This window comes from Bacteroides sp. AM54-2NS (genome assembly GCF_003602935.1).
GTDB classification, from domain to species: Bacteria; Bacteroidota; Bacteroidia; order Bacteroidales; family Bacteroidaceae; genus Bacteroides; species Bacteroides xylanisolvens.
The window spans coordinates 24,017-45,540 of record NZ_QTMZ01000009.1 but is presented as its reverse complement, the minus strand read 5'-3'; the positions used below and the strand labels follow the sequence as shown (position 1 = coordinate 45,540).

Here is a 21,524-nt window from a genome sequence, read left to right as displayed (position 1 = left end):
CGTTGCCCTACGCTATATAATTAAGCCCTTTCAGGGCACCCCAATAAATATATAATGTAAGGCTTTCAGCCTAACCGATAAATTCTCATTTAACCGATAAATTCCCATTAATAAAACAACCAATCCATTGTCTCTTCATCCCCGGCAAGCCCGGCATTACGAACTTTCGTTTCCGCAGCCGTGAATCCCAGCACTTGCAGATAACCTTTGGGTAACATCAACGTATGTTTCCAGCCGGAAAACTATATGCATGCACATTTGCCAAAGGCATTCCATTGATACGGACAGCATTCGTCAACACGGGTTCCGCCTGACCGTAGTCATTGGCTGACGCATCGATTTCCAGTTTCGGAGCTTTTGCATATTTTTTCTGGTCGTCTTTGAAATAAGCGACTAACAATTTCACCGGAGCATCCGTTTCGAAAGTGATGCTTGTGCCTTTCTCTCTCTGCTCATTTCCATTGAAGCGGAGCGCTTTCATTCCTTTCAATTCCGGAGCTATTGCTTCTATCTTACCTGGAACATCCACAAATAAAGAAATACCCTCATCTACTTTCACTGTCGGATAATTAGAGATCAGTTTCACGTTTGCAGGAGTCCAGGCAGTAATCTCGACAGTTTCAGTCACCGCATTTCCATTCTGTTTTTCTTTCAACAAAGCGAGGTTGGCTTTGAAATTCTCCAATTCCTTCTCGTAGTGTACCAGCAATTCTTTCCAAGTCTTATTCTTTCCATCATCTCCACCGATAGGAATACGACGTTGGGCAGTCTGCATACTGTTGGCATACAAGTAATGTTCGTCCGTCAGTTCCACCAATTTGCGATAGTGTTCCAAGCTTTGTTCCATCAAAGGAATAGCTTCTTCAAGATTCTTAATCTCTTTTCCCCATTGATAATCCAATACCAGTTTGGCAGCTTTCACTTTCAGGTTGAACGCATACGCAAACTCACGATAACAATGCATATCATTCTGCAAACGTGCGAATTCATCTTTATTTGAAGAGACGGAACCTGCTGCTTTATCAATAGCCGCTACCGCTTTATCTCCATGTTCTGTTACTTGAGCAACAATATCCAAAGGCATTTCACCTACATGAGGTTGCTTTTTCCATTCTTTCTCTACATACTCTATCAGCTTCTCTCCTTCCGGTCCGCAGCTTTCATAGAATCCCGGATAGATCGTATATTTGTATGGATTGACAAGCTGACTCATAAACATACCCAGTAATAACGTTTGGCGATTTCCCTCTGTGATACCGAAACGACGTAACAACTTCGGAGCGATCTCTCCGCTTTCTTCGTATGCTACACGGATATTACTTGCATTTTCGTCAGAGGTTCCGTAGAACTTGCCTAACTGATGGTCCCAGTAACCCATTTCATCTGTACGGTCGCGATGGCAGTTCCACGCATAGCGTCCCCAGGTCTGATACCAGATCCAATCACGATCCAATTGGGATTCACGTTCATTGTTCGGTAGTTTGTCAGCCGTATAAGGCCAGTCCCAATATGAGGCCTGCGGATAAAGGTGCAACGCATTGGCACCGTGTACATTGTGCATGGCAGTTACCGCCTTCTGAACGAAATCCGGAGAACCCCAGCGGAACGGTTCCAAATTTGCCAGAATATGTACGTTACTGATATGAATAGAACCCAACGAACTCAAATCCGTATGAATTTTCGACCAGGGGCCACGAGGTTCGTAGGTAGTCAACGATTCACCATTATACTTATGCATCGTATAAAGATTCTTATAGAGCGGCGAGGCAGCGTCCATCACCAGTTTACAGTCCGTGTCGTGTGCACGCAACAAAAGAGGCGGTTCATCCGTACGTCCCAATGCCTGTAATCCGTCTTTCACTCCCGGAATAATTGTTTTAGTAAACCATTCCACATCGTCCTCCACTGTACACATCGCTTCACCCAGACAAACAAGTAATCCTACATTGGGATATTTTTCGATGAAAGCGGTAATACTCTTGCGTGTATAATCGGCAATCAGAGGAGTAATGGGACGGTTACGGTCCTGTGTTTTCAGTCCGTAATGTTCAGCAAAAGGTTTGGAAAGAATGATATTATAAAACATCTGTATGACAAAGATACCGCGCTTGTCCGCTTCTTCCGTGAGGAAAGAGAACATTTCTTCGTTCATTTTGAATGTTTCTTCATCTACTTCCAGTGCAAACGGATAATCTTCCAGTTTCACCAATGACGCAAACGGATGGCCATTCCAAAGGTACAGCGAATTCATGCGGTTGGCAACCAGCATATCCAAGTATTTAATCCACTGTTCTTTATCATAAAACCAGGGGAAACTTTCCGGCGTATACGGATATTCGTATACACCATGCCCCGGCAGGTAGGTCATCTTCTGTAATCCTACACATGCGCCACGCAATACCATTTCAGGACCGTCTTTCAGTTCCTCCGGGAAGTTCAACTTACCATCCGAATCATTCACACGGTCAATCAGTTCACGGCATCCGTAAATGACACCACTCCCATCCCTGCCGGACACTCTGGTCAGATTGCCCGTCGTCGAAATATGAAAACCTTCTTTCTTGAGCGTCGTGTCATTTACTTCCGTCAAGAGAATCGTTTTGATTTCGGGATCGGAGAATGTCGTGTCTCCCTGTTGCATCATTACCTGATAACCGGCTTTATCCAAGGTAGTCTGTAACTGCTCCGCACCAAACAGAACACGATTTGACGCATCCGGCGGAGTCATAATCTTCACGGTTTGCCTGCCACACGCTGCCAAAAAAAGTGTGCATGCCGCAAACATGAATAATCTGGTATTTTTCATTCTTCTGATATATATTATAGATATATAATTCATTTCTTCACTAAGAGAAAGACGAAATAATCCCCTGTTTGTACTCATTCGTCTCTTTTTCCACTTTTCAGCACCAAATTTCCACTTTCATCCTGCTGTGATATGCAAATGCCTCATTATTTAAAAGTTATGCTTATCTTTGCAGGCTAGTGTCTTATAATATAAAAACAGAAAACAAGAGCAAACAATATGAAAGAACAAACAAATTATGACTATGAAAAATACGTTCAGATAGCACAGATGGCCAAAATGGGATGGTGGGAGTCAGATTTGAAGAATAAAGAATATATCTGCTCTGACTTTATTGTTGACTTACTCGGCCTTGAAAGTAACCGCATCAGTTTCACCGAATTCCACCAAAGAATACGTGAAGACCACCGGCTGCGTCTTAAAAATGAATATATGTCTCTTTCTTATCTGGAGACATACGAACAAATGTTTCCAATCCGGGCAAAAGACGGGGAAATATGGGTGTACTCCAAGATTAATTTCCAAAAGCCCGATAAAGAGGGATATAGGAACATGACGGGCCTTCTGCAATATATTGACAGACCGATCGATACTACGGATGGAAACATTGATTTCTTTCAAGTGAGCAATTTGCTTTACCAACAAACTAATATTTCATATTCATTGCTTGCTTTTCTGCAATGTGATGATGTTACTCAAGTGGTTAACAAGACGTTAGGAGATCTCCTTCACCAGTTTTTGGGCGATCGTATCTATATCTTCGAAATAAACAGAAAAGAACAACGCCAGGATTGCACTTATGAGGTTACCGCCGAAGGAATATCCAAGGAACAGGAATTCTTGAGTAATATTCCCTGGGACCCTTCTACCTGGTGGAATCATCAGATAGCCGAAAGAAGGGCTATCATACTGAACACGCTGGACGACATGCCCGAAGAAGCTGCGGAATATCGTCAGACGTTGGAGATGCAGGATATCAAGTCGCTGATGGTAGTTCCGCTAATCTCTAAAGAAGAGGTATGGGGCTATATGGGAATTGATATGGTAAGAACGCAGCGTAGCTGGAGCAATGTAGATTATCAATGCTTCTCCTCCCTTGCTAATATTATCAGTATTTGCATCGAATTGCGAAAGTCGGAGTTACAAGCCAAAGAAGATCGTCTTGCTTTGGACAACAGCGAGAAGATATTGAGAAACATCTATAAGAATCTTCCGGCTGGCGTCGAACTTTACGACAAAGACGGTTATCTGGTAGATATTAATGATAAAGAGCTTGAAATATTCGGCTTGTCTGACAAGCATGAGGCACTGGGAGTTAATCTGTTCGACAATCCCAATATTCCTTTAGAGGTTAAAGAGAAGTTGAGAGCGAAAGAAGATGTAAACTTCTCCATCAATTATGACTTCTCAAAAATAAATCAATATGTAGATAGCCGGAGAAATGGGATTATTAATCTTACCACTAAAGTTACTGCTCTCTATGATTCTCAAAATCGATTTATCAACTATCTGTTTATCAATATAGATACGACGGAAACGACCAATGCATACACCAAGATACAGGAGTTTGAGAATCTGTTTCTTCTAATCGGTGATTATGCCAAGGTAGGATTTGCTCATTTCAATGTATTGACAAGAGACGGATATGCCCAAGATACATGGTACAGGAATTTGGGAGAGAAAGAAGGTATTCCCATGCCACAGGTTATCGGAGTATATGCACATGTGGTTCCTGAAGATCAGGCTGTTCTGAAAAACTTTGTAGGTGAAGTGAAAACGGGAAAGGCAACCAGTTTGCGTAAAGAAGTTCGTGTATGCAGGGAGAATGGCAAATATACATGGACCAGCATTAACGTAATGGTCAGAGATTATCGTCCGCAAGACGGCATTATTGAGATGTTGTGTATCAATTATGACATCACGCCTTTGAAAGAAACTGAACAGAAATTGATTATTGCCCGCGATAAAGCGGAAGAACTGGATCGTCTGAAGTCGGCTTTCCTAGCTAACATGAGTCATGAGATCCGTACTCCTCTCAATGCTATTGTCGGTTTTTCCAGTCTTCTGGCAGAAACGGACAGCAGAAACGAACGGCAGGAATATATCAAGATTGTGCAAGAGAATAATGAACTTCTCTTGCAACTGATATCGGACATTCTCGATCTTTCGAAAATCGAAGCGGGAACATTTAATTTTGTATATACCAATGTGGATGTAAATGAGACGTGTGCTGAAATCATCAAATCAATGAGTATGAAAGTGAGTAAAGGTGTTGAATTGATTTTTGAGGAACCATTCCCGGAATGTTATATCTATACGGATAAAAACAGATTCACCCAAGTAATCAGTAACTTTATAAATAACGCGTTAAAGTTCACCCAGCAAGGCAGTATCACCCTGGGATATGAACAAGTATCCCATCAGAAAATAAAATTCTATGTGCGCGACACCGGAATGGGAATACCGGAAGAAAAGCAAAAGAGCGTATTTGAACGTTTTGTGAAGCTCAATACCTTTGTTCAGGGTACAGGACTTGGACTTTCTATCTGCAAAAGCATTGTTTCCCAAATGGGAGGAGAAATTGGCGTGGATTCGACCGAAGGAATAGGTTCCTGCTTCTGGTTTACACATCCGTACCATGCTGCTGACTAGACTGACTATAAAAAGAGTTGTCCGCATGTTTGGTTTCTCAATATTAATATGATCAATATATTCGGGCAGTTTGTGGATTCTAAATGAATAGAACTATTGACTTTGCCCTTTTTATTTTGTATATTTGCAATAACCAATTAGCTAACATCAAAATGATATATACAAAAATAGATACATAAAGTAGTTTTTCAGATACATAAATATATGTCTGAAAGAGTAAAAACGGGGTGAAATTTTTGCTAATTTCACCCCGTTTTGTTTAATATATTCAGTGCCGTTTGACGAATTTCTATGAATGTCGTTTATAATAAATACAAGAGACGTTTATAATAAACTATTTCACTTTTTATTATAAACGTTCTATGAGTTTATTAGCATCTTGTATGAGAAAAAGAAAACAGTGTAAAGGCCGAAACAACACCAATGCGATATATACAAATATATCTATACACTTATAGTAATGAACGACCTTTACAACTTGTTTTTTATAACTATTCAAATGTTTATTCCTTTTCTCATTTCAGTAGCGCTTCCACCATTACAGGAAAATGATCTGAAGAGTACTTATTATACTTTATATCATCATCAATGGTGTGATAAGAAAGTATTTTTATTTTTGGAGTCACAAAAATAAAATCTATGCGCTTAGCTGTTTTTCCAGTTTTGTCATAGGCATAAAAACTACCGGACGGTCCTTTAGGAGGCGTCAAAGTACATTTATATGAATCCAGTAATAAACTATCTTTCAGGAGAAGTTGTATCGGTTCTTCGTCCGGAGTGGCATTAAAATCACCGGTGCAAAAGGTTGGTCTGCCTTTAGCGATTTTCCTTACCTGTTCCAACAACATGAACGAAGATTGCCGTCTTGCTTCTGTTGCTTCATGATCCGTATGCGAATTAAACACATAGAATTTCTTCCCAGTCCGGAGGTCTTTAAAATATCCCCAAGTGCAAATCCGGCGACAACGTGCTCCCCAACCATAAGAAGGTATATCCGGAGTTTCCGAATACCAGAAATCACCATGTTTCAACACCTTAAAGCGATCTTTTTTATAGTAAATGGCACAATGTTCTCCTTTATTATCCCCGTCACGATCACGACCGATATAAGAATATTCGTTCAGAATCATCATATCCTTTAATTGAGAGGTACGCCCTTCCTGTATGGCAAACATATCGAACTTATTCTGTCGCACAACATCTACCAATGCGTTCAGACGGACTTCCCAAGACTTATCCCCCTTGTCTCCTTTGGTACGGATGTTATAAGATGCAAGGCGAATAATATCTTCCGGTTTCGTTTTGTCTAAGTTGGAAGATTTTGCCGGAAGACCTCCGGCAAAAAGTAAAATCAAAAGTAGAAAATAATATTTCTTATTTATAGAACACTTCATATTACAAATCATTAAGTATCAATTTATTTACTCCATTTAAATACCGGATAGCCGTTGCTTCCTTCTTTCCAAAGAGAAGAATCCCAGTTTATGACAGTGTTTTTCAGCTCGTTAGCAGATTTAGCTACTCCCTGGAAACTACTACCGGACGGTGATGTCTCATCTGAAACGGTAAATGTAGCCTCTCCTGCTTTCAAAATCACACCGTCATAAGCATAGCAATTTTCATAAGTAGCATTGGCAGTACCTCCGACTATACGTCCCACCTTTGCTTTATCGGTACTAACCAACATACTATTCCAAGCAATACAATTTTTTATGACTAATTTACCGCCATCCACTTTGCCGACTATACCTCCGGCATTTCCTCCACCTATGGCATTGATATCACCACTAGTATAACAGTTTTCAATACTGCTTCCACTGGCATTGCCATTCACCCTTCCGATGATTCCACCGGCTTTACCTGTATTGTTAGCAATTTGATCAATAACAGTAGCACTGGAATAGCAATTTTTGATATATCCCGAACCACCAAGTACACCGCCAATTCCACCTGCTGCTCCCGACCCCTTCAGTACTCCGGTAGTATAGCAGTTTGTTATCTTTCCAGTATAATTCTCTGCACCGGCAGCCAATCCTACATAACCGGCTATGATGCCAATACCAGTATTCGGAGATGAGATATTTGCATCCACAAATCCCACATTTCTACATTCTCCACACAATACCCCGAAGAAGCTTCTATATGTGCCTGACTCACAAGTAAGGTTTTTAATTACATGATTGCGTCCATCGAAATCAATCCATTTATGGTAACCATTAGCATCATTTAGAGGTGCCCACTTGATCCCCTGCATATCAATATCCGCACTCAAGACAAAATAAGTCGTTTGTTTTTCAATGAGGGCTTTGCTCATATTCTGAATATGGATAGCATTAGCAATCACATAAGGATTATTTTGAGTTCCGTCTCCATTGGCAAAATCTCCTTCCGGTTCGTTGTCATGTCCTCCATAACTAGCATAATCTTCTCTATCCAATTGCCACTCTAAAATAGGGAATCCCATATCTATATTCCCAACATTATGCCATGGGGTCCCCCAATTAGCAATGCTATTCTGCAAAGTCAGAGCACTTTCACTCACTCCATCATATTTTCCTGTCGAAACGGAACCTGCATTATCCTCCGGAGTAAATCCTGTACAAATCATATCCTCCCATGCATAACATTCAGATGCGACGGGATCCGCCTGATGTCCATTTTCACCTTGAGACAAAACTCCACTGATACGTCCAGATCTGGCAGCAGGACCTGTTATTTTCCAGTTCCAAGCAACACAGGACGTAATTTTAGCTCCTTCGGAAGGAAGTGCAGCAATACCTCCCACTGAATTGGCTCCAATTAATACACCTGTAGAATAGCAATACGACACTTCACTGTTTTCATACATAGAACCTACAATACCTCCACATTCATCTCCTGTAGATATAACCTCTGCTGTGGAATAACAGTTTTTGATATAACAAATCTGTCCTCCATACGGTCTACCCATACGGGAAGCTATTCCACCAGCATACTTTCCTTTCACTTTTCCGGAGACGTAACAGTTTTCCACCTGCCTGTCTTCTCTACAGCGTTCGGAGCTTTCACTCCGATATAACCGCCGATAACCCCTGCCCCACTATTAGTAGCTGCTTCTACATGGGCATTATAGAAACCGACATTTTTACAAGTCCCGGCCAAAATACCGAAAAAACTGGCATACGCTTTATCCGTACAGGTGAAATTCTTTATAATATGATTATTTCCATCAAAATAGATATAATAGTCACCGGTTGGGTTCAATGGATCCCAATTAGATATAGACTTCATATCAATATCAGCTCCCAATTGGAAATAAATCATCTTTCCTTTCACCAAAGCCTCACTCATATTCTGAATCTGTATCACATCCATAACGAGATAGGGCTTGTTCACTGTTCCATAACCTTTTTCAAAAAGCCCGCCTGCTCCGTCACCCTCGTCTCCGTCATCTATGTCTGTGTTTCTATCCGGCGGAATACGGCTATAGGAATCCATCGGATTAAAATCAGAGCATGAGAAAGATAAAATAGCCATCCATAAAATGGTCCAATATCTCATTACCGAGTATGTACTTATATGATAAAATTTGTTTTTCATAATCTTCATTTTTATTTTAGATTTCTACTACGATCACCATAGGATAATGATCGGATAAAGAACTGACAATAGTGCGGGTAGAAAGCACCGTAGCATGTTTCACAAAAATAAAATCAATTCTGGTCTTTTTAGAAGGAAATGTAAAGAGAGCTCCATGCTGAACGGCCGCTTCCCGATATGCATCTTTTAATATACCACTTTGACAAATCGTAGTAGCTATTTCAGGAGCATCCGGGGTAGCATTAAAGTCGCCGGTACAAAATGCGGGAGTATTGTCTTTTGCTTTATCGGAAACTGCATCCACCAGCATTTGGCATGCGTGTTTTCTAGCATTATCAGCCAAAGGCATGTGAGTTTCAAAAAGATAAAATTCCTTTTGAGTCTTGCTATCCTTGAATTTTCCCCATACACAGAAACGTTTGAAATTTGTTTCATCCCATCCGTTGGAAGGAATGTCCGGAGTTTCGGAAAACCAGAAACGTCCGGCATCCAGTAATGTGTAGCGGCTCTTCTTATATAAAATGCCACTCATCTCTCCTGCCTTGTTATCGTCATTTCCAGTGTCACGACCATAAGCGAGAATCTGATAATCACTCGCAAGTTGAGTTCCTAAGTAGGAACGTTGTTCCCAACTGGCTTCTTCGAATCCACAAATCTCAAAATCGTAGTCTTTGATTAATTGTGCCACACGTTCCCGTCGGTTAGTCCATCCTGTACCAGTCTCCACCTGTAAGTTATAAGTTGCTACACGCATGGACGTTTCAGTTACGGGGTCTTCGTCTTCCTCTCCATCTCCTGTATCCCACGTGAAATCAGGATAGTACAATGAATTGTCTTTATTATCTTCACAACTGCTGGCAAAAACAGAGAATATGAAGGAAATCAATGTATATATTACTATCTTTTTCATAAATCTATTATTTATATCTTTTATACTTGTTATTCATTCCATCCCGGATTTTGGGTTACAACACCGTCAGATAGTGTTATTTCCTGTCTTGGTACCGGATATAGATAATCACGGTTCTCATTCCAAGTACGGTCGATCCAGCTATAACACAACAAATTACCATAATTACCTTCCGACAAAGAGGTGCCACTTCCATCAGAAGCCAGTTTTACATACGTCACACTCCCCACATTGGGTTGCGAAGATGTGGTGTAGAAACAGACATCATTTGTTCCGTCTCCATCAATATCATACGCTTTATTGATAGCTGTAGCAGGAAGATAAAATCCTTTAAAGGATTGGGCCATACATTGCCCCTCTTTCCAGCGCATCAAATCATAATAACGGAAGCCTTCCATGACCAGCTCTATCGCACGTTCCCGGCGGATTTCCAGAATCACCCCTTTGTTATCTCCTGTGACATTCACATAACCGGTTTCCGGAGCACACATATAAGGGTCCGGAGCAAGGTTTGCTGCGTTCATATTCAGTTTTCCCGTTACTCCTGCACGCGTCCGTAATTTGTTTACCGTATTGTCGATATCAGTTTGCGTCAGTGTGCTTAATTCTGCCTTTGCTTCGGCATAGTTCAAATAAACTTCTGCCAATCTGAACAGAGGAAGGTCATTGCTTGAATCACCTGTATAGCTCATATTATCATTTGCATATTTCAGCAGGTGGTATCCGGTCATCGTGACATTCATATTTATATTTGAAGTACGGATTGTTTGCGCTAAACGCGGATCACGATTGACTATTTCATCCTTGAACTCCATTGTTGCATAATTGGGTTGGTCGGTGAAACGGTTGCCGTTCTTCATTAAATAATAATTGACCAGTTTTTTCGAAAGTCCGGGACGGCCTAATGTCGGAGAATTCTCAAAAGCCTGTACTTTATGAACCAGACTCAAATCATTATTATAATCCCTAGCCAATATGATTTCCGCATCAATCGCATTCTCGGATTTAAAGAGATTACGATAGGACTGTGAGCCGGATTGATACAATGAATATCCTCCGGAAGCAGTCATAATTTCATTAGAGGCACTTACACAGTCATTCAAGTATTTCTCATAATCACCCAATCCATGGTATTTACGATAAGTACCTTCAAATAATCCTACACGTGACTTTAATGCCTGGACAGTCCACCAGGTTACACGATAAAGTTCTTTTGTCCGGTTGGTTTCTTTAAAAACCTCTATGGCAAAATTAAGATCTTCCATTATCTTTCCCATCACAAATTCGCGTGAATCCCTGGCTTTGTATAAATCAGCATCATCCGAGCCGAGTACTTTATCGTACCAAGGTACATCTCCAAAACGTTTCACCTTTTCAAAATAGAAATAAGCACGGAAGAAGCGTGCCAGGCTTCATATTTGTCGCGCACTTTCTGGTCTTTACAGTTTCCCAGATTATCCAATAAAAAATTAATTGATCGCAGTGCACTCCAACTCCATCCTCCACCCGTTTCCGGAATGACACGTTGCCCACTCACTTCGTCGCTTAAAGGAGATACAATCAGCATATCAGCATCGTCCCTATAAATATCACCGTCACCCGGAAAATTGTTTGAATAGAACTGGTTACTGTACAACTGTAATTGCTCTTCATTCGTAAAATAATCCTTAGTCGTCAAGCGATCTTTCGGATTTATATCCAATATGCTTTCACAAGAAGCAAATAACAACGACAGACCAACAGTCGCCCACAATGTATATTTCATTATTTTCATACTATATTCCTTTATATTCATTATTATCAGAACGTTATATCTACACCAAAAGAGTATGTCTTTGCCCAGGGATAAATATTTGCGTCACTTTTACTTGTTTTCCAGCTGTTACTTGCCGATGCTTGTTCCGGATCAATATAATCGGAATGTAGCTTAGTGAATGTCAGCAAGTTCTCACCACTAAAGTAAACACGTATTTTCTCGAAACCTATTTTAGAAAGCCATTTATCCGGCAATGTGTAACCAATAGAAAGATTCTTCAACCGACAATAAGCCAGATTCTGCAAATATTTAGTATTAACCACTGCCAATTCACGATTACTACCGAGAGCCACATATCCTCTGGGACGTGGGAAATAAGCATTTGTATTTTCTTCACTCCATACCTGGCTCATAAAGTCGGAAGGAATAAAACTAGCGTATGGTCGGGAATAAGGTCCCCAAAACATGGACGTTTCAGCACCAGGATACCAATTTTGTTTGCCAATGCCCTGAAAAAGAACTGAAAAATCAATTCCATACCAATCTGCAGAGATTCCGAAATTATAATTATAGCGCGGCAATGAGTTACCGATCACTTTCATGTCTTTCCGGTCATTAGCTGATGTTGTCTGTTCAATCTTGTTGTTACCATCCAAATCGACAAATTTGAGGTCACCGGCATGAAGTCCATTATCCAAAGCGCTTGCATTAATCATTTGGTTAACGAACGATTGGTCCACTTTATAATTCCTTGCTTCTTCATCCGTTTTAAAATAACCGTCTACTACGTATCCCCATATTTCGCCCAACTGCTGTCCTTCGTAAGGATCAGTCAGCGTTCGGTTGGGATTATCATATTTTGTCACTTTGGAGGTGTTATCTCCGATACCAGCCATTATCCGGTAGTTGAAAGGCTTGCTTGCCAAAGTAAAACTATCTCCCCAAGTAACAGATGCTTCCCACCCTTTCGTACGCAAGTCTGCCACATTCATTCTGGGAGAAGAGGCACCATATACGCCAGGCAAAGTCTTTCCTGCCATCAACATATCTTTGGTATCACGAATATATGCATCAAAAGATACATTCAAACGGTTATTAAGAAAACCCAAGTCCAAACCTATATTTTTTGTGATTACAGTTTCCCAAGTCAAATCGGTAGAGTTCGGAGCTGACTCATAGGCATAATCGCCTTTCGTAGTATCTCCGAAAGCATAGTTCATTACCGCTCCGGTATTAATCAGTTGCAGATAGTCATAATAGCCTACTGTTTTCTGATTTCCCAATGATCCGTAAGACAGTCTTAGTTTCAGATTACTTACATAGTTTTTGGCTTGTGTAAAGAAGGCTTCTTCACTGACACGCCATCCGGCAGAGAACGACGGGAAGAAACCGAAACGATGTCCTCGACGGAAACGGGAACTACCGTCATAACGTCCGCTGGCTTCAAATAGATAGCGGTCTTTATATCCATAATTCAAACGATAGAAAAAACCAAGAATCGCATATTCCTCTTGTCCTCCGGTTATGGATATATCATCACCTTTTGCCAGGTTAAAATCATCGAGAGATTCAGAGAGTAACCCGTTACGTTTCATTCCCAGTTTCTTGAAATACTTATAATCATAGTTACCTCCCACAATGACCTTTACAGAATGTGCATTTGCGAAGGTATTGTCATACGTCCCGTATAAGTTGAAAGTTTGGCGTATCTGGTTGTTTTGTATTTCCGACAAATAATTGCCTCTGGTACGTCCGTTATCCATTGTGATTGTTTCTCCCGGATTTCTGGAGTATAATACATCTACGGAACGATTCAAATTCTGCTGGTTGTAATGCGCCCAGCTGTAGTTTGCACGAACCTCAAAATGTTTGATGGGTTTCAATACGGCCTCGAACGTAGTTACAAACTCATATTCACGATCCCGGTTATGGTGGCCGCCATTCAATAATACGGCACTAACACCATCTGCCACTTCTCCTGTGTCTGTCAAACCTGTTCTGTAAACCAGAGTTCCATCCGGATGCATCGGCACAATACTTGCCAAAGCATGCCGCCCGGCTCTGGTGAAAACGTCATTCACTCCTGATAGTCCCGGATAGGTATATTCAGAATGGTAATAGGAAGTATTGTTACTCAATTCAAACCAGGAAGTGATATTGGCAATGATTTTCGAACGAAAAGTATATTTCTTAAAACGGTCCGGATCTATTCTGATAATTCCTTTCTGATTATAGTAGTTGCCTGATAGCATGTACTTCACTTTTTCGGTTCCTCCCGAAACCGTCAAGTTATGCTCCCAAGTAGGGCGGGTATTATCAAACAAACAATTATACCAGTCAAAGTTGCCGTAATATTTATACTCTCCGTTTTTTTCTACCACCCATGGACGGGAAGGATCTTCCACTTTATCATTACGGCGAATCCATAATTCATGGTAATCTTCTTGGGTATAATGTGTATAAGGGACGCCCTGGTATGTTTTGTAGAACATATCATTGATACCGGCCGAATAATAACCACGCGTCTCAAAATCCGTAGAAGTTGTCGTTTCACCAAAACTGAAACGACCGTTATAGCTGACATTGGTCTTGCCTACCTTTCCATTCTTGGTTGTAACCAAAATAACTCCATAAGCAGCACGGGCACCATATACGGCAGCAGCCGAAGCATCCTTTAAAACACTGATGGATTCTACGTCATTGGGGTTTACCTTATTTATATCTCCCTCGATTCCATCAATAATAGTCAGAGGTGCTGCATCCGCACTAATGGAGTTGACACCACGGATATTGAAGCTTCCCCCTTGTCCGGGACGTCCCGAACTAAAGTTTACGTTCATATTCGGTACAGAACCTTGCAGAAGCTGTGATAAGTTAGCAGCAGAACGGGTCGTCAGTTCATCACCCGAAACGATAGCAACGGCACCAGTCAGGTTTACTTTCTTTTGCGTACCATATCCCACCACTACCACTTCTTCCAGTGTCTTACTATCTTCGCGGAGAACTACTTGGGACAGATTTCTGCTGGTAGCAGCGTAATTAACCGTAATATATCCGATGTATGATACTGTAATCGTACTGTTTTCGGGAACATTAGCCAAAGTATAACGTCCGTCTACATTCGTTATTGTACCCAAAGAGCTGCCTTGCACCATCACACTGGCGCCAATAATCGGCTCTCCTTTTTCATCGACTACCCGACCGGATATATTTCTTTTGTTCGCATTACTGGTTTGTTGTTCAGAATCCGTAACTTTCTCCTTCAAATAAATTTTTGTTTTTCCGATCTCATAGTTTATGTTAGTACCGAGAAACAAATCATTCAGAACTTTAGATAGTTCCTGATTCTTTGCTTCTACCGTCACTATTCGATCCGGATTGACGATCGTACGGCTATAAGCCACCGTAAGACCAGTTTGCTGTGTAATGGCAGAGAATACTTTCTCCAGCTTTACTTGTTTAAGATTCATTGTCACCTTTTGGGCAGAAGCGGAAACGCTTATGATTATCCCCAGCAACAATACGAGCAGAACTTTGTGTTTCATACTACTTGCTTTGATTAAAGTTAAACTTAGATTTAAAATCTCATTTATGCTTAGTAGACACACAAGTCAAAAAAGCGGGTGAGAGAAAAAAGAGTTTTTTTTCATAAGCCTAATTTATTTCATAACATTCTTATCCTAAAACAGTAAAGGCTGCGTATATACACAGCCTGTCCTCATTCTATTATCCTATCCAGTATATTTTACTTCTTTCCGTCCTATTTCATTCGGACTGTCACTTCTTTCCGGACTTCATCATATTCAAATTTTACCGGCGCAATCTTTTCCAAATCCTGAAGCACCTTCTCCAGTATCGTATTATCCGAGGTCAACGTATATACATATTTCGATGCCTGCTCATCCTCTATCTTAAAGTTTACATTATACCAGCGGTTCAGAACCTTGACCACTTCTGCCAGAGGAGTATCTTTAAAAGAAATCACATTGTCTTTCCACATTGAGCCTTGCTTTGAATGATCGTTTTTGATTATCCGGCACTGGTCACTTTCTTTATTATATATCAGTTTCTCGCCCGGCAGTAACGGGTATTCTTTTGCAGAGGAGAGAGTCAGGTTTACATGTCCTTCATCCAGACAGATCACAATGTCTTTATTCTCCGGGTAGGCTTGTACATCAAAAGAAGTACCCAGTACATGAACGGAAGGTCCGTTCAGATTAACAATAAACGGACGTTTTTTATTCTTGGCTACCACGAAATAGGCTTCTCCCACCAGGAAAACTTCCCGCTTACTCAATCCGAACTTTTTAGGATACTTCAACCAGGAATCTGAATTGATATAAACTCGTGTCCCGTCTTGAAACATCATCTGTATCCGCTCTCCTTTGGCAACACGAATTTCCTCATACTCCGTAGTGCCGAATAAATCCACCCGGGAATTGATCTGTAAATAAAGACCTATCAGGAAAATAACGGGAATCAAGATTGCAGCCACACGGAAGCAGATACGTTTGATCTGTTTGCGTGATATGTTCTTTTGGATCTGATGGTACATCTTTTCTGAAGGTATAGTATGGTCTACATATATTTCTGCCGTTTCGGCTTTTAAATATTCTGCCTCCCGAGTCATCACAGCATCCAGGTAAGTGTTCCCTTCTTCTGTGGCAAACCATTCCGCCACAAATTTTGCATCCTCCGGTGTAGCAACTCCGGCAAGCACTTCTTCTATTTGTTTATCAGTGGGTCGATTCATTCTCTTTTTATCTTAAATAGTGGACACTTAAATATGTCATTAGTGTGACAAAAGTAACAATTATTAGCATTTTACTTAAATGAATACGTAACATTTTCAATGCTTCTGTATAATGTGTTTTGACTGTATTAACAGACAGATTCATCCGTTCGGCTATTTCCTGATTCGTTAGTTCCTCTTTCACTTTCATCAAACAAATACTGCGTTTCTGCGGTGGAAGCATATCTACCGCTTTATAAAAAGAGGCCATCAATTCTTTCTTCTCCAGATTTTCTATCAGATTATCTTCGTAGACAGGCGTCGATTGGGCTATCTCATAGTTCTTGCTGATTGCACTATTCTCATTACGAATCAGATTTAAGACATGATTTTTCGTCATAGTGAACAGATAGTTCTTAAGGCTGATTCCTACATGTAGTTCCGACCTAAATTCCCATAAACGGGCAAAGACATGTTGTACTACATCTTCTGCCATGTCTGCATTCATTAAATAACGGTAAGCTAATACATATAGCAGCTTATGATATCTGTCATAAGCTTGTGTAAAAGCTCCTTTATCTCCTTTTTCTATGAAGGAAAAGAGCTTCTCGTCATCTGTATTAGTGTATTGAGCTGATTTATCTAACATTCCTTGGATTTTGTTTAATTGTTTTTCCAAAAGAACAAAAGACGTATTACAATTAAGTGTCTTTCACAAAACAAAAGTAGTAAAATTTAGAAAAGGTGGCACACATTCCAATAAAAAAAGTCCCCGATTAACAATCCCCCATTAAAAAGAGGAACCGTTAATCAAGGACTACTCCACTAACTAATTAACAATGTATTATAAATGATAGGTAACAATTCTTTCTTCAGGTGAATCGATCCAGAGGCGCCATACTCCTTCCGACACTTTTTCCGGTGTTCCGATATTTGCTTTAGGTGGACGACGGCTTTTGATGGTCAGATAGCCTTTCCCTTCTGTTGCTTTCACTTTCATCGTTTTGCTGTTCATATAGACATGGATATTGCCATTCGGAGTGGGTACAGTGCCTTCCATCCATTTCAATCCTCCCAACACAGGAGCAATAGCAAACTCTTTATATCCTTCTTTTACAGGTTTCACTCCCAGATAATATTTGCCCAACAGGTAGATAGGACTCGCTCCCCAGGCATGGCATAAACTCTTTCCGTATGGGCGGCCATACATGGCAAGATGTTGCGTTCCGGTTTCTTCGGGGTTATATTTCTCCCAGAAGGAGGTAGCGCCTTCCTTCAACATTCCACCCCAATAGGCTTTCATTTCTTTCATTACAGCATCCTGTTCGCCAAGAGCACAAAGTGCTTCCAGTTCGTAAAAACGCATATAGGGAGTTGTTATTTTCAGAATACTGTCATTCAGCAGAACAGACTGTTTAATGGCTTGTTGCTTATCTTCATTCAAATATTGAAAGAAGACAGAAAACATATTCGCATAGCGGGTGACTGCATCACTTTGCTGACCGTTGACGCAGTTATGTACAAATGCCTGTTTCTCGTTATTCCAGAAGGCAGGTTCTAACTTTGCTTTCAAAGCAGCAGCCAGTTTCTCGTATTTCTGTTTGCCATTGGCATCTCCAACCAATTCCGCACACAAAGCCATCGTTTCCAGACTTCTGCAAAATAAGATTTGTTCAAAAGAGAGTTCGCCTTTTTTATCCAGATAGCCGTCTGCCCAGTCCACAAATACCCAGTCACCGGTCATACCTTCTACCATGCCATTCTTATTGGTACGTCCCAACACGTAATCCATCATTGTTTGCATACGTGGATACAGTTGGTTGACAAAATGGCGGTCGCCACTATACATATAATAGTCATATACGCTAAGGAACCAGTAGAAAGTATAATCCATGATTGTATTACTGTGGCTGGTCACAGGGTCTTTGCCACGAAGTAACCAGATTGTACGTTTGACGGATTCGTTATCAAAGAAAAGATAATAATTCATCAAATAACTTTGAATGGCATCGCCACTCCATACCCAACGGTCACGTTTGATACCGTCAATGAAGAATTCGCGGGTAGTGAGATGCATGGTGTATGCGCCAACTTCCCAAATACGATTCAGTTCTTCATCATTGCAACGGAAAATTCCGCGGTATTCTTCAGGAAGATATTCATATTGCATGGAGACTTCTCCAATCTGTACATCCGGCTCGTGAGATACATAGACATAACGGAAGGCTTTGCTGTTCTCCAATGTATATTCGTTTTCAGAATTACTCAAAGGAGAAGTGCTGCGGATAGCAAGGTCGGTCACTTGTCCCGGTTCGAGCAAGAGTTTGTCCAATGTTTCGCAATATGCTTTATCTTTTGCTTCTTCCGGGCTTTCACCATAATAAATTTCTATTTTTCCTTTTCCGGAAAGATTCTTCAATGTGATAAATCCGAATGTTTCTTTTCCAAAATCATAAAGGATACCTCCTTCGGGCTGTTCTGTCTTCGTAACAGGTTGCTGCGGTTCACGCATCAGACTGAATTGGGAAGGACGTTGGGTAGCTCCGTCAAAGTTCCAGCATCCGGCATCCATATAGATAGTGGCAGATGTGTCACTGGCTTTTCCGCTCTCGTCAATCCATTCTTTATCTTCGTAAGTTACACGCCAGGAAGAGTCTGAATTCACCGTTTTTCCCTTCACATAAATAGTGGGAGGAGTAGCCTGATTCCAGACTTTAATGTTCAGATTATGTTTTCCGGCCGGAAGCAACATGGTTTCCGGCATACCGAACTGGAGCTTTCCATCCAGTTTGACGTTGTACTTTCCTTCGGCAGCAATAAAGATCTCTTCCGGCTCGGAAAGATTCAGTTGCTTGCTGAATTCTACGACAACATAATGACTGTCCGTTTTCCAAAAAGGAGGAAAAAATGCACCTCGTTCCATACGACGGTTATTCATTTGATTTCCCAGCCAGATTTCGTAGTCTCCCGGATACCATATCCAGGTCTGGGCAAATGTGCTGCTTGCCAAAGACAAGGCACTAAGCAATATCATATATTTCTTTTTCATTATTCTTTCTATTACTAACAAACTGAATCGTAAGAAATAATTCGTTCCACAGTGGTTGACGTTTAGTTCCACATCTGTTTCCCTTTAGTTCTACAATTGTTTTCCTTTAGTTCCATATCTGTGGAACGAATCACGTATTACAGTTAAATGACTTGTCAATACCTACTGGATATTTAGTAAATCCTTATATCCTACTTCCAGTCCCGCACGTTCACGAATAACACTATCCACCTTCGGACCATTGTTTTCCCATACATTTCCCGGACCATTGGCATTTTGCAGATACTTCTCTCCTTCTGTCCAATTATCACGTACAGTAATAAAGGAAGAACCTTCATCCGTATAAAGATAGAACCAGTGATTAGGGTCGTGTACATACCCCGGCTTATAAATACTATGCACGCAATTCTCCGTTACATAACTTTTCGGCTGCGAACCGAGTGTGTAAATACCTGCCACATCATACATGTGTTTCGCATAATGATGAATCAGATTGGCATGTACTCTGTTATTACGCATACAATTCACAGTTTGCGTCCATCCCCAACCAAGACTGATACCACTATAAGGCACTTCACTGATTTCATTATGCTCGATATTGACGTCTCCTACATATCCCGCAGCAATGGCAAGGCATCCCCAATCTTCATTGCCTATTTCCGTGAAATAACAATTATTGATTTGTTGCTGTGTGCATACTTCCCGACGATCAGCAGGATCGTATGGCAAATGCGTCTCATGGGCAGCCGGAGAAAAACTGCCGACTAACAGACCATTTCCGGCAATATCGCGGAAGAGACAGCCACGAACAACACCGCCTTGCACCGCTTCTTCATAATCCAATCCGGTTGAACCTAAATGCTCGAACCGGCAACGCTCGAAATCAATCTGCCTTGCAGCAGCCACACGAACAGCAGCTGCGGGACGTCCCAACCATCCTTGGTTATCCAACGGATGATTCAAGTAATCCCGTTGCATTTTCGGATCAATCCGGTAACCATCTGTCAGATACATACCTGCCTGAAGAGGTACATGTCCTTTTTCTGACGGACGCATCCATGTAGTATAGGAAAAAGTAATTTTCTCGAAACGAATATGACACACAGGACGATCCACAGTTCCTTCCACCCGTACTAATGTCTCAACAGCAGGTACGATCACTTTCGCCTCCTGCATCTTCTCTCCTTCCCGTGGATAATAATATATCTTACGGGCATCTATATCATGATACCATTCTCCGGGTACATCCTGCAATTCGCGGGCATTTGTCAGATAGAAAGCAGAATTATGTCCGTCTGTCGTCACCATCGGACGCGGCCAGGGATGCTCAAACTGAATCCGACTTTCCGGTTGATGAAAACGTATTGCCGCGCTATCTCCCTGCACTTCAACTGAACGAATCCGAAGATTGGCAACACACCACATCTGATGTAATACCATCTCGGCATATTTAGCTTTCAAATTCCCTTTATTATCAATAAGCCTGCGAATGGAAACTGCAGGTACATAAAGAATTTCATTCTTCTCATCCACACTGCAAATGCGATTCATCTTTTCGAAATCCTCCACATCACGGGCACGAACTGCCTTTTTTCCATTCACCCACAACTGGCGGAAATCCAATGGACGTCCATTAAATACCGGTACATCTGCTACCCAAACTTTCCCTTGCTTCTTCCAGCCATTTATGCTGATTCCTCCACTCAATATCACTTTTTCATCGCCTACCGAGCGAATGATTGTGGGCGATTCTTTGGTTCCGCTATCTTCCGGACGGATAAAAAACGGTTCATGGAAGGCATAGGTTCCACCTTCCATATAGATTGTGATTCCACCTTGAATACGGTTATCCTCTGTCCTGCGCCATTCTCGTGCTTGTCGTAAGGCAGAAGTCAGCGTGGCTTTAGGAGATTGACGAGTTCCGTCGTTGAAGTCACTACCCTTGGGAGAAATCCATATCTCACCGGCCAATAGCCAGTGACTGCACAAGATACATATAGCCGTTACAAATAACTTTTTCATGATTTTTTTCATTTCTGT

The 21,524-nt window shown here is 41.2% G+C and carries 10 protein-coding genes and 2 pseudogenes; 1 reads left to right on the top strand and 11 read right to left on the bottom strand.

Going from position 1 to position 21,524, the window contains the following annotated elements:
• Positions 1-107 precede the first annotated feature (107 nt).
• Positions 108-2,806 (bottom strand): annotated as a pseudogene (locus DXA05_RS08020) (hypothetical protein).
• A gap of 219 nt (positions 2,807-3,025) precedes the next feature.
• Here DXA05_RS08020 and DXA05_RS08015 point away from each other — a divergent pair.
• Complete coding sequence (locus DXA05_RS08015) at positions 3,026-5,458, top strand: ATP-binding protein (RefSeq protein ID WP_128859020.1); 2,433 nt, start codon at positions 3,026-3,028, stop codon at positions 5,456-5,458.
• 515 nt (positions 5,459-5,973) lie between these two features.
• On the opposite strand, the gene DXA05_RS08010 is transcribed toward DXA05_RS08015, so the two are convergent.
• The 10 genes and pseudogenes from DXA05_RS08010 to DXA05_RS07970 form a co-directional block, all read right to left on the bottom strand.
• On the bottom strand, positions 5,974-6,864 hold the full coding sequence (locus DXA05_RS08010; RefSeq protein WP_182019451.1) for an endonuclease/exonuclease/phosphatase family protein: 891 nt from the start codon (positions 6,862-6,864) through the stop codon (positions 5,974-5,976).
• An 11-nt stretch (positions 6,865-6,875) separates the two neighbouring features.
• Positions 6,876-8,471 carry a hypothetical protein gene (locus DXA05_RS08005; protein ID WP_284515471.1) on the bottom strand — a complete coding sequence of 532 codons (1,596 nt, stop codon included), beginning with the start codon at positions 8,469-8,471 and terminating at the stop codon, positions 6,876-6,878.
• Complete coding sequence (locus tag DXA05_RS27265) at positions 8,441-9,037, bottom strand: hypothetical protein (RefSeq protein WP_284515470.1); 597 nt, start codon at positions 9,035-9,037, stop codon at positions 8,441-8,443. The genes DXA05_RS08005 and DXA05_RS27265 overlap by 31 nt, the downstream gene beginning before the upstream one ends.
• 16 nt (positions 9,038-9,053) lie before the next feature.
• The gene (locus DXA05_RS08000) at positions 9,054-9,947 is read right to left on the bottom strand and encodes an endonuclease/exonuclease/phosphatase family protein (RefSeq protein WP_004325982.1); all 894 of its coding nucleotides are present in this window, start codon (positions 9,945-9,947) and stop codon (positions 9,054-9,056) included.
• 29 nt (positions 9,948-9,976) lie between these two features.
• A pseudogene (locus DXA05_RS07995) lies at positions 9,977-11,721 on the bottom strand (RagB/SusD family nutrient uptake outer membrane protein).
• A 26-nt stretch (positions 11,722-11,747) separates the two neighbouring features.
• Positions 11,748-15,248, bottom strand: coding sequence for a TonB-dependent receptor (locus DXA05_RS07990; protein WP_128859019.1), 3,501 nt, complete (start codon positions 15,246-15,248; stop codon positions 11,748-11,750).
• Positions 15,249-15,463: 215 nt separating this feature from the next.
• Positions 15,464-16,456 (bottom strand): FecR family protein, encoded by a 993-nt coding sequence (locus tag DXA05_RS07985; protein ID WP_008017758.1) that lies wholly within the window; start codon positions 16,454-16,456, stop codon positions 15,464-15,466.
• Between the two features lie 7 nt (positions 16,457-16,463).
• Positions 16,464-17,084, bottom strand: a complete 621-nt coding sequence (locus DXA05_RS07980; protein WP_004310318.1) for an RNA polymerase sigma-70 factor — start codon at positions 17,082-17,084, stop codon at positions 16,464-16,466.
• 195 nt (positions 17,085-17,279) lie between these two features.
• Positions 17,280-19,484, bottom strand: a complete 2,205-nt coding sequence (locus tag DXA05_RS07975) for an alpha-L-rhamnosidase C-terminal domain-containing protein (RefSeq protein ID WP_165861487.1) — start codon at positions 19,482-19,484, stop codon at positions 17,280-17,282.
• Between the two features lie 162 nt (positions 19,485-19,646).
• Complete coding sequence (locus tag DXA05_RS07970) at positions 19,647-21,506, bottom strand: right-handed parallel beta-helix repeat-containing protein (RefSeq protein WP_128859018.1); 1,860 nt, start codon at positions 21,504-21,506, stop codon at positions 19,647-19,649.
• Positions 21,507-21,524 lie beyond the last annotated feature (18 nt).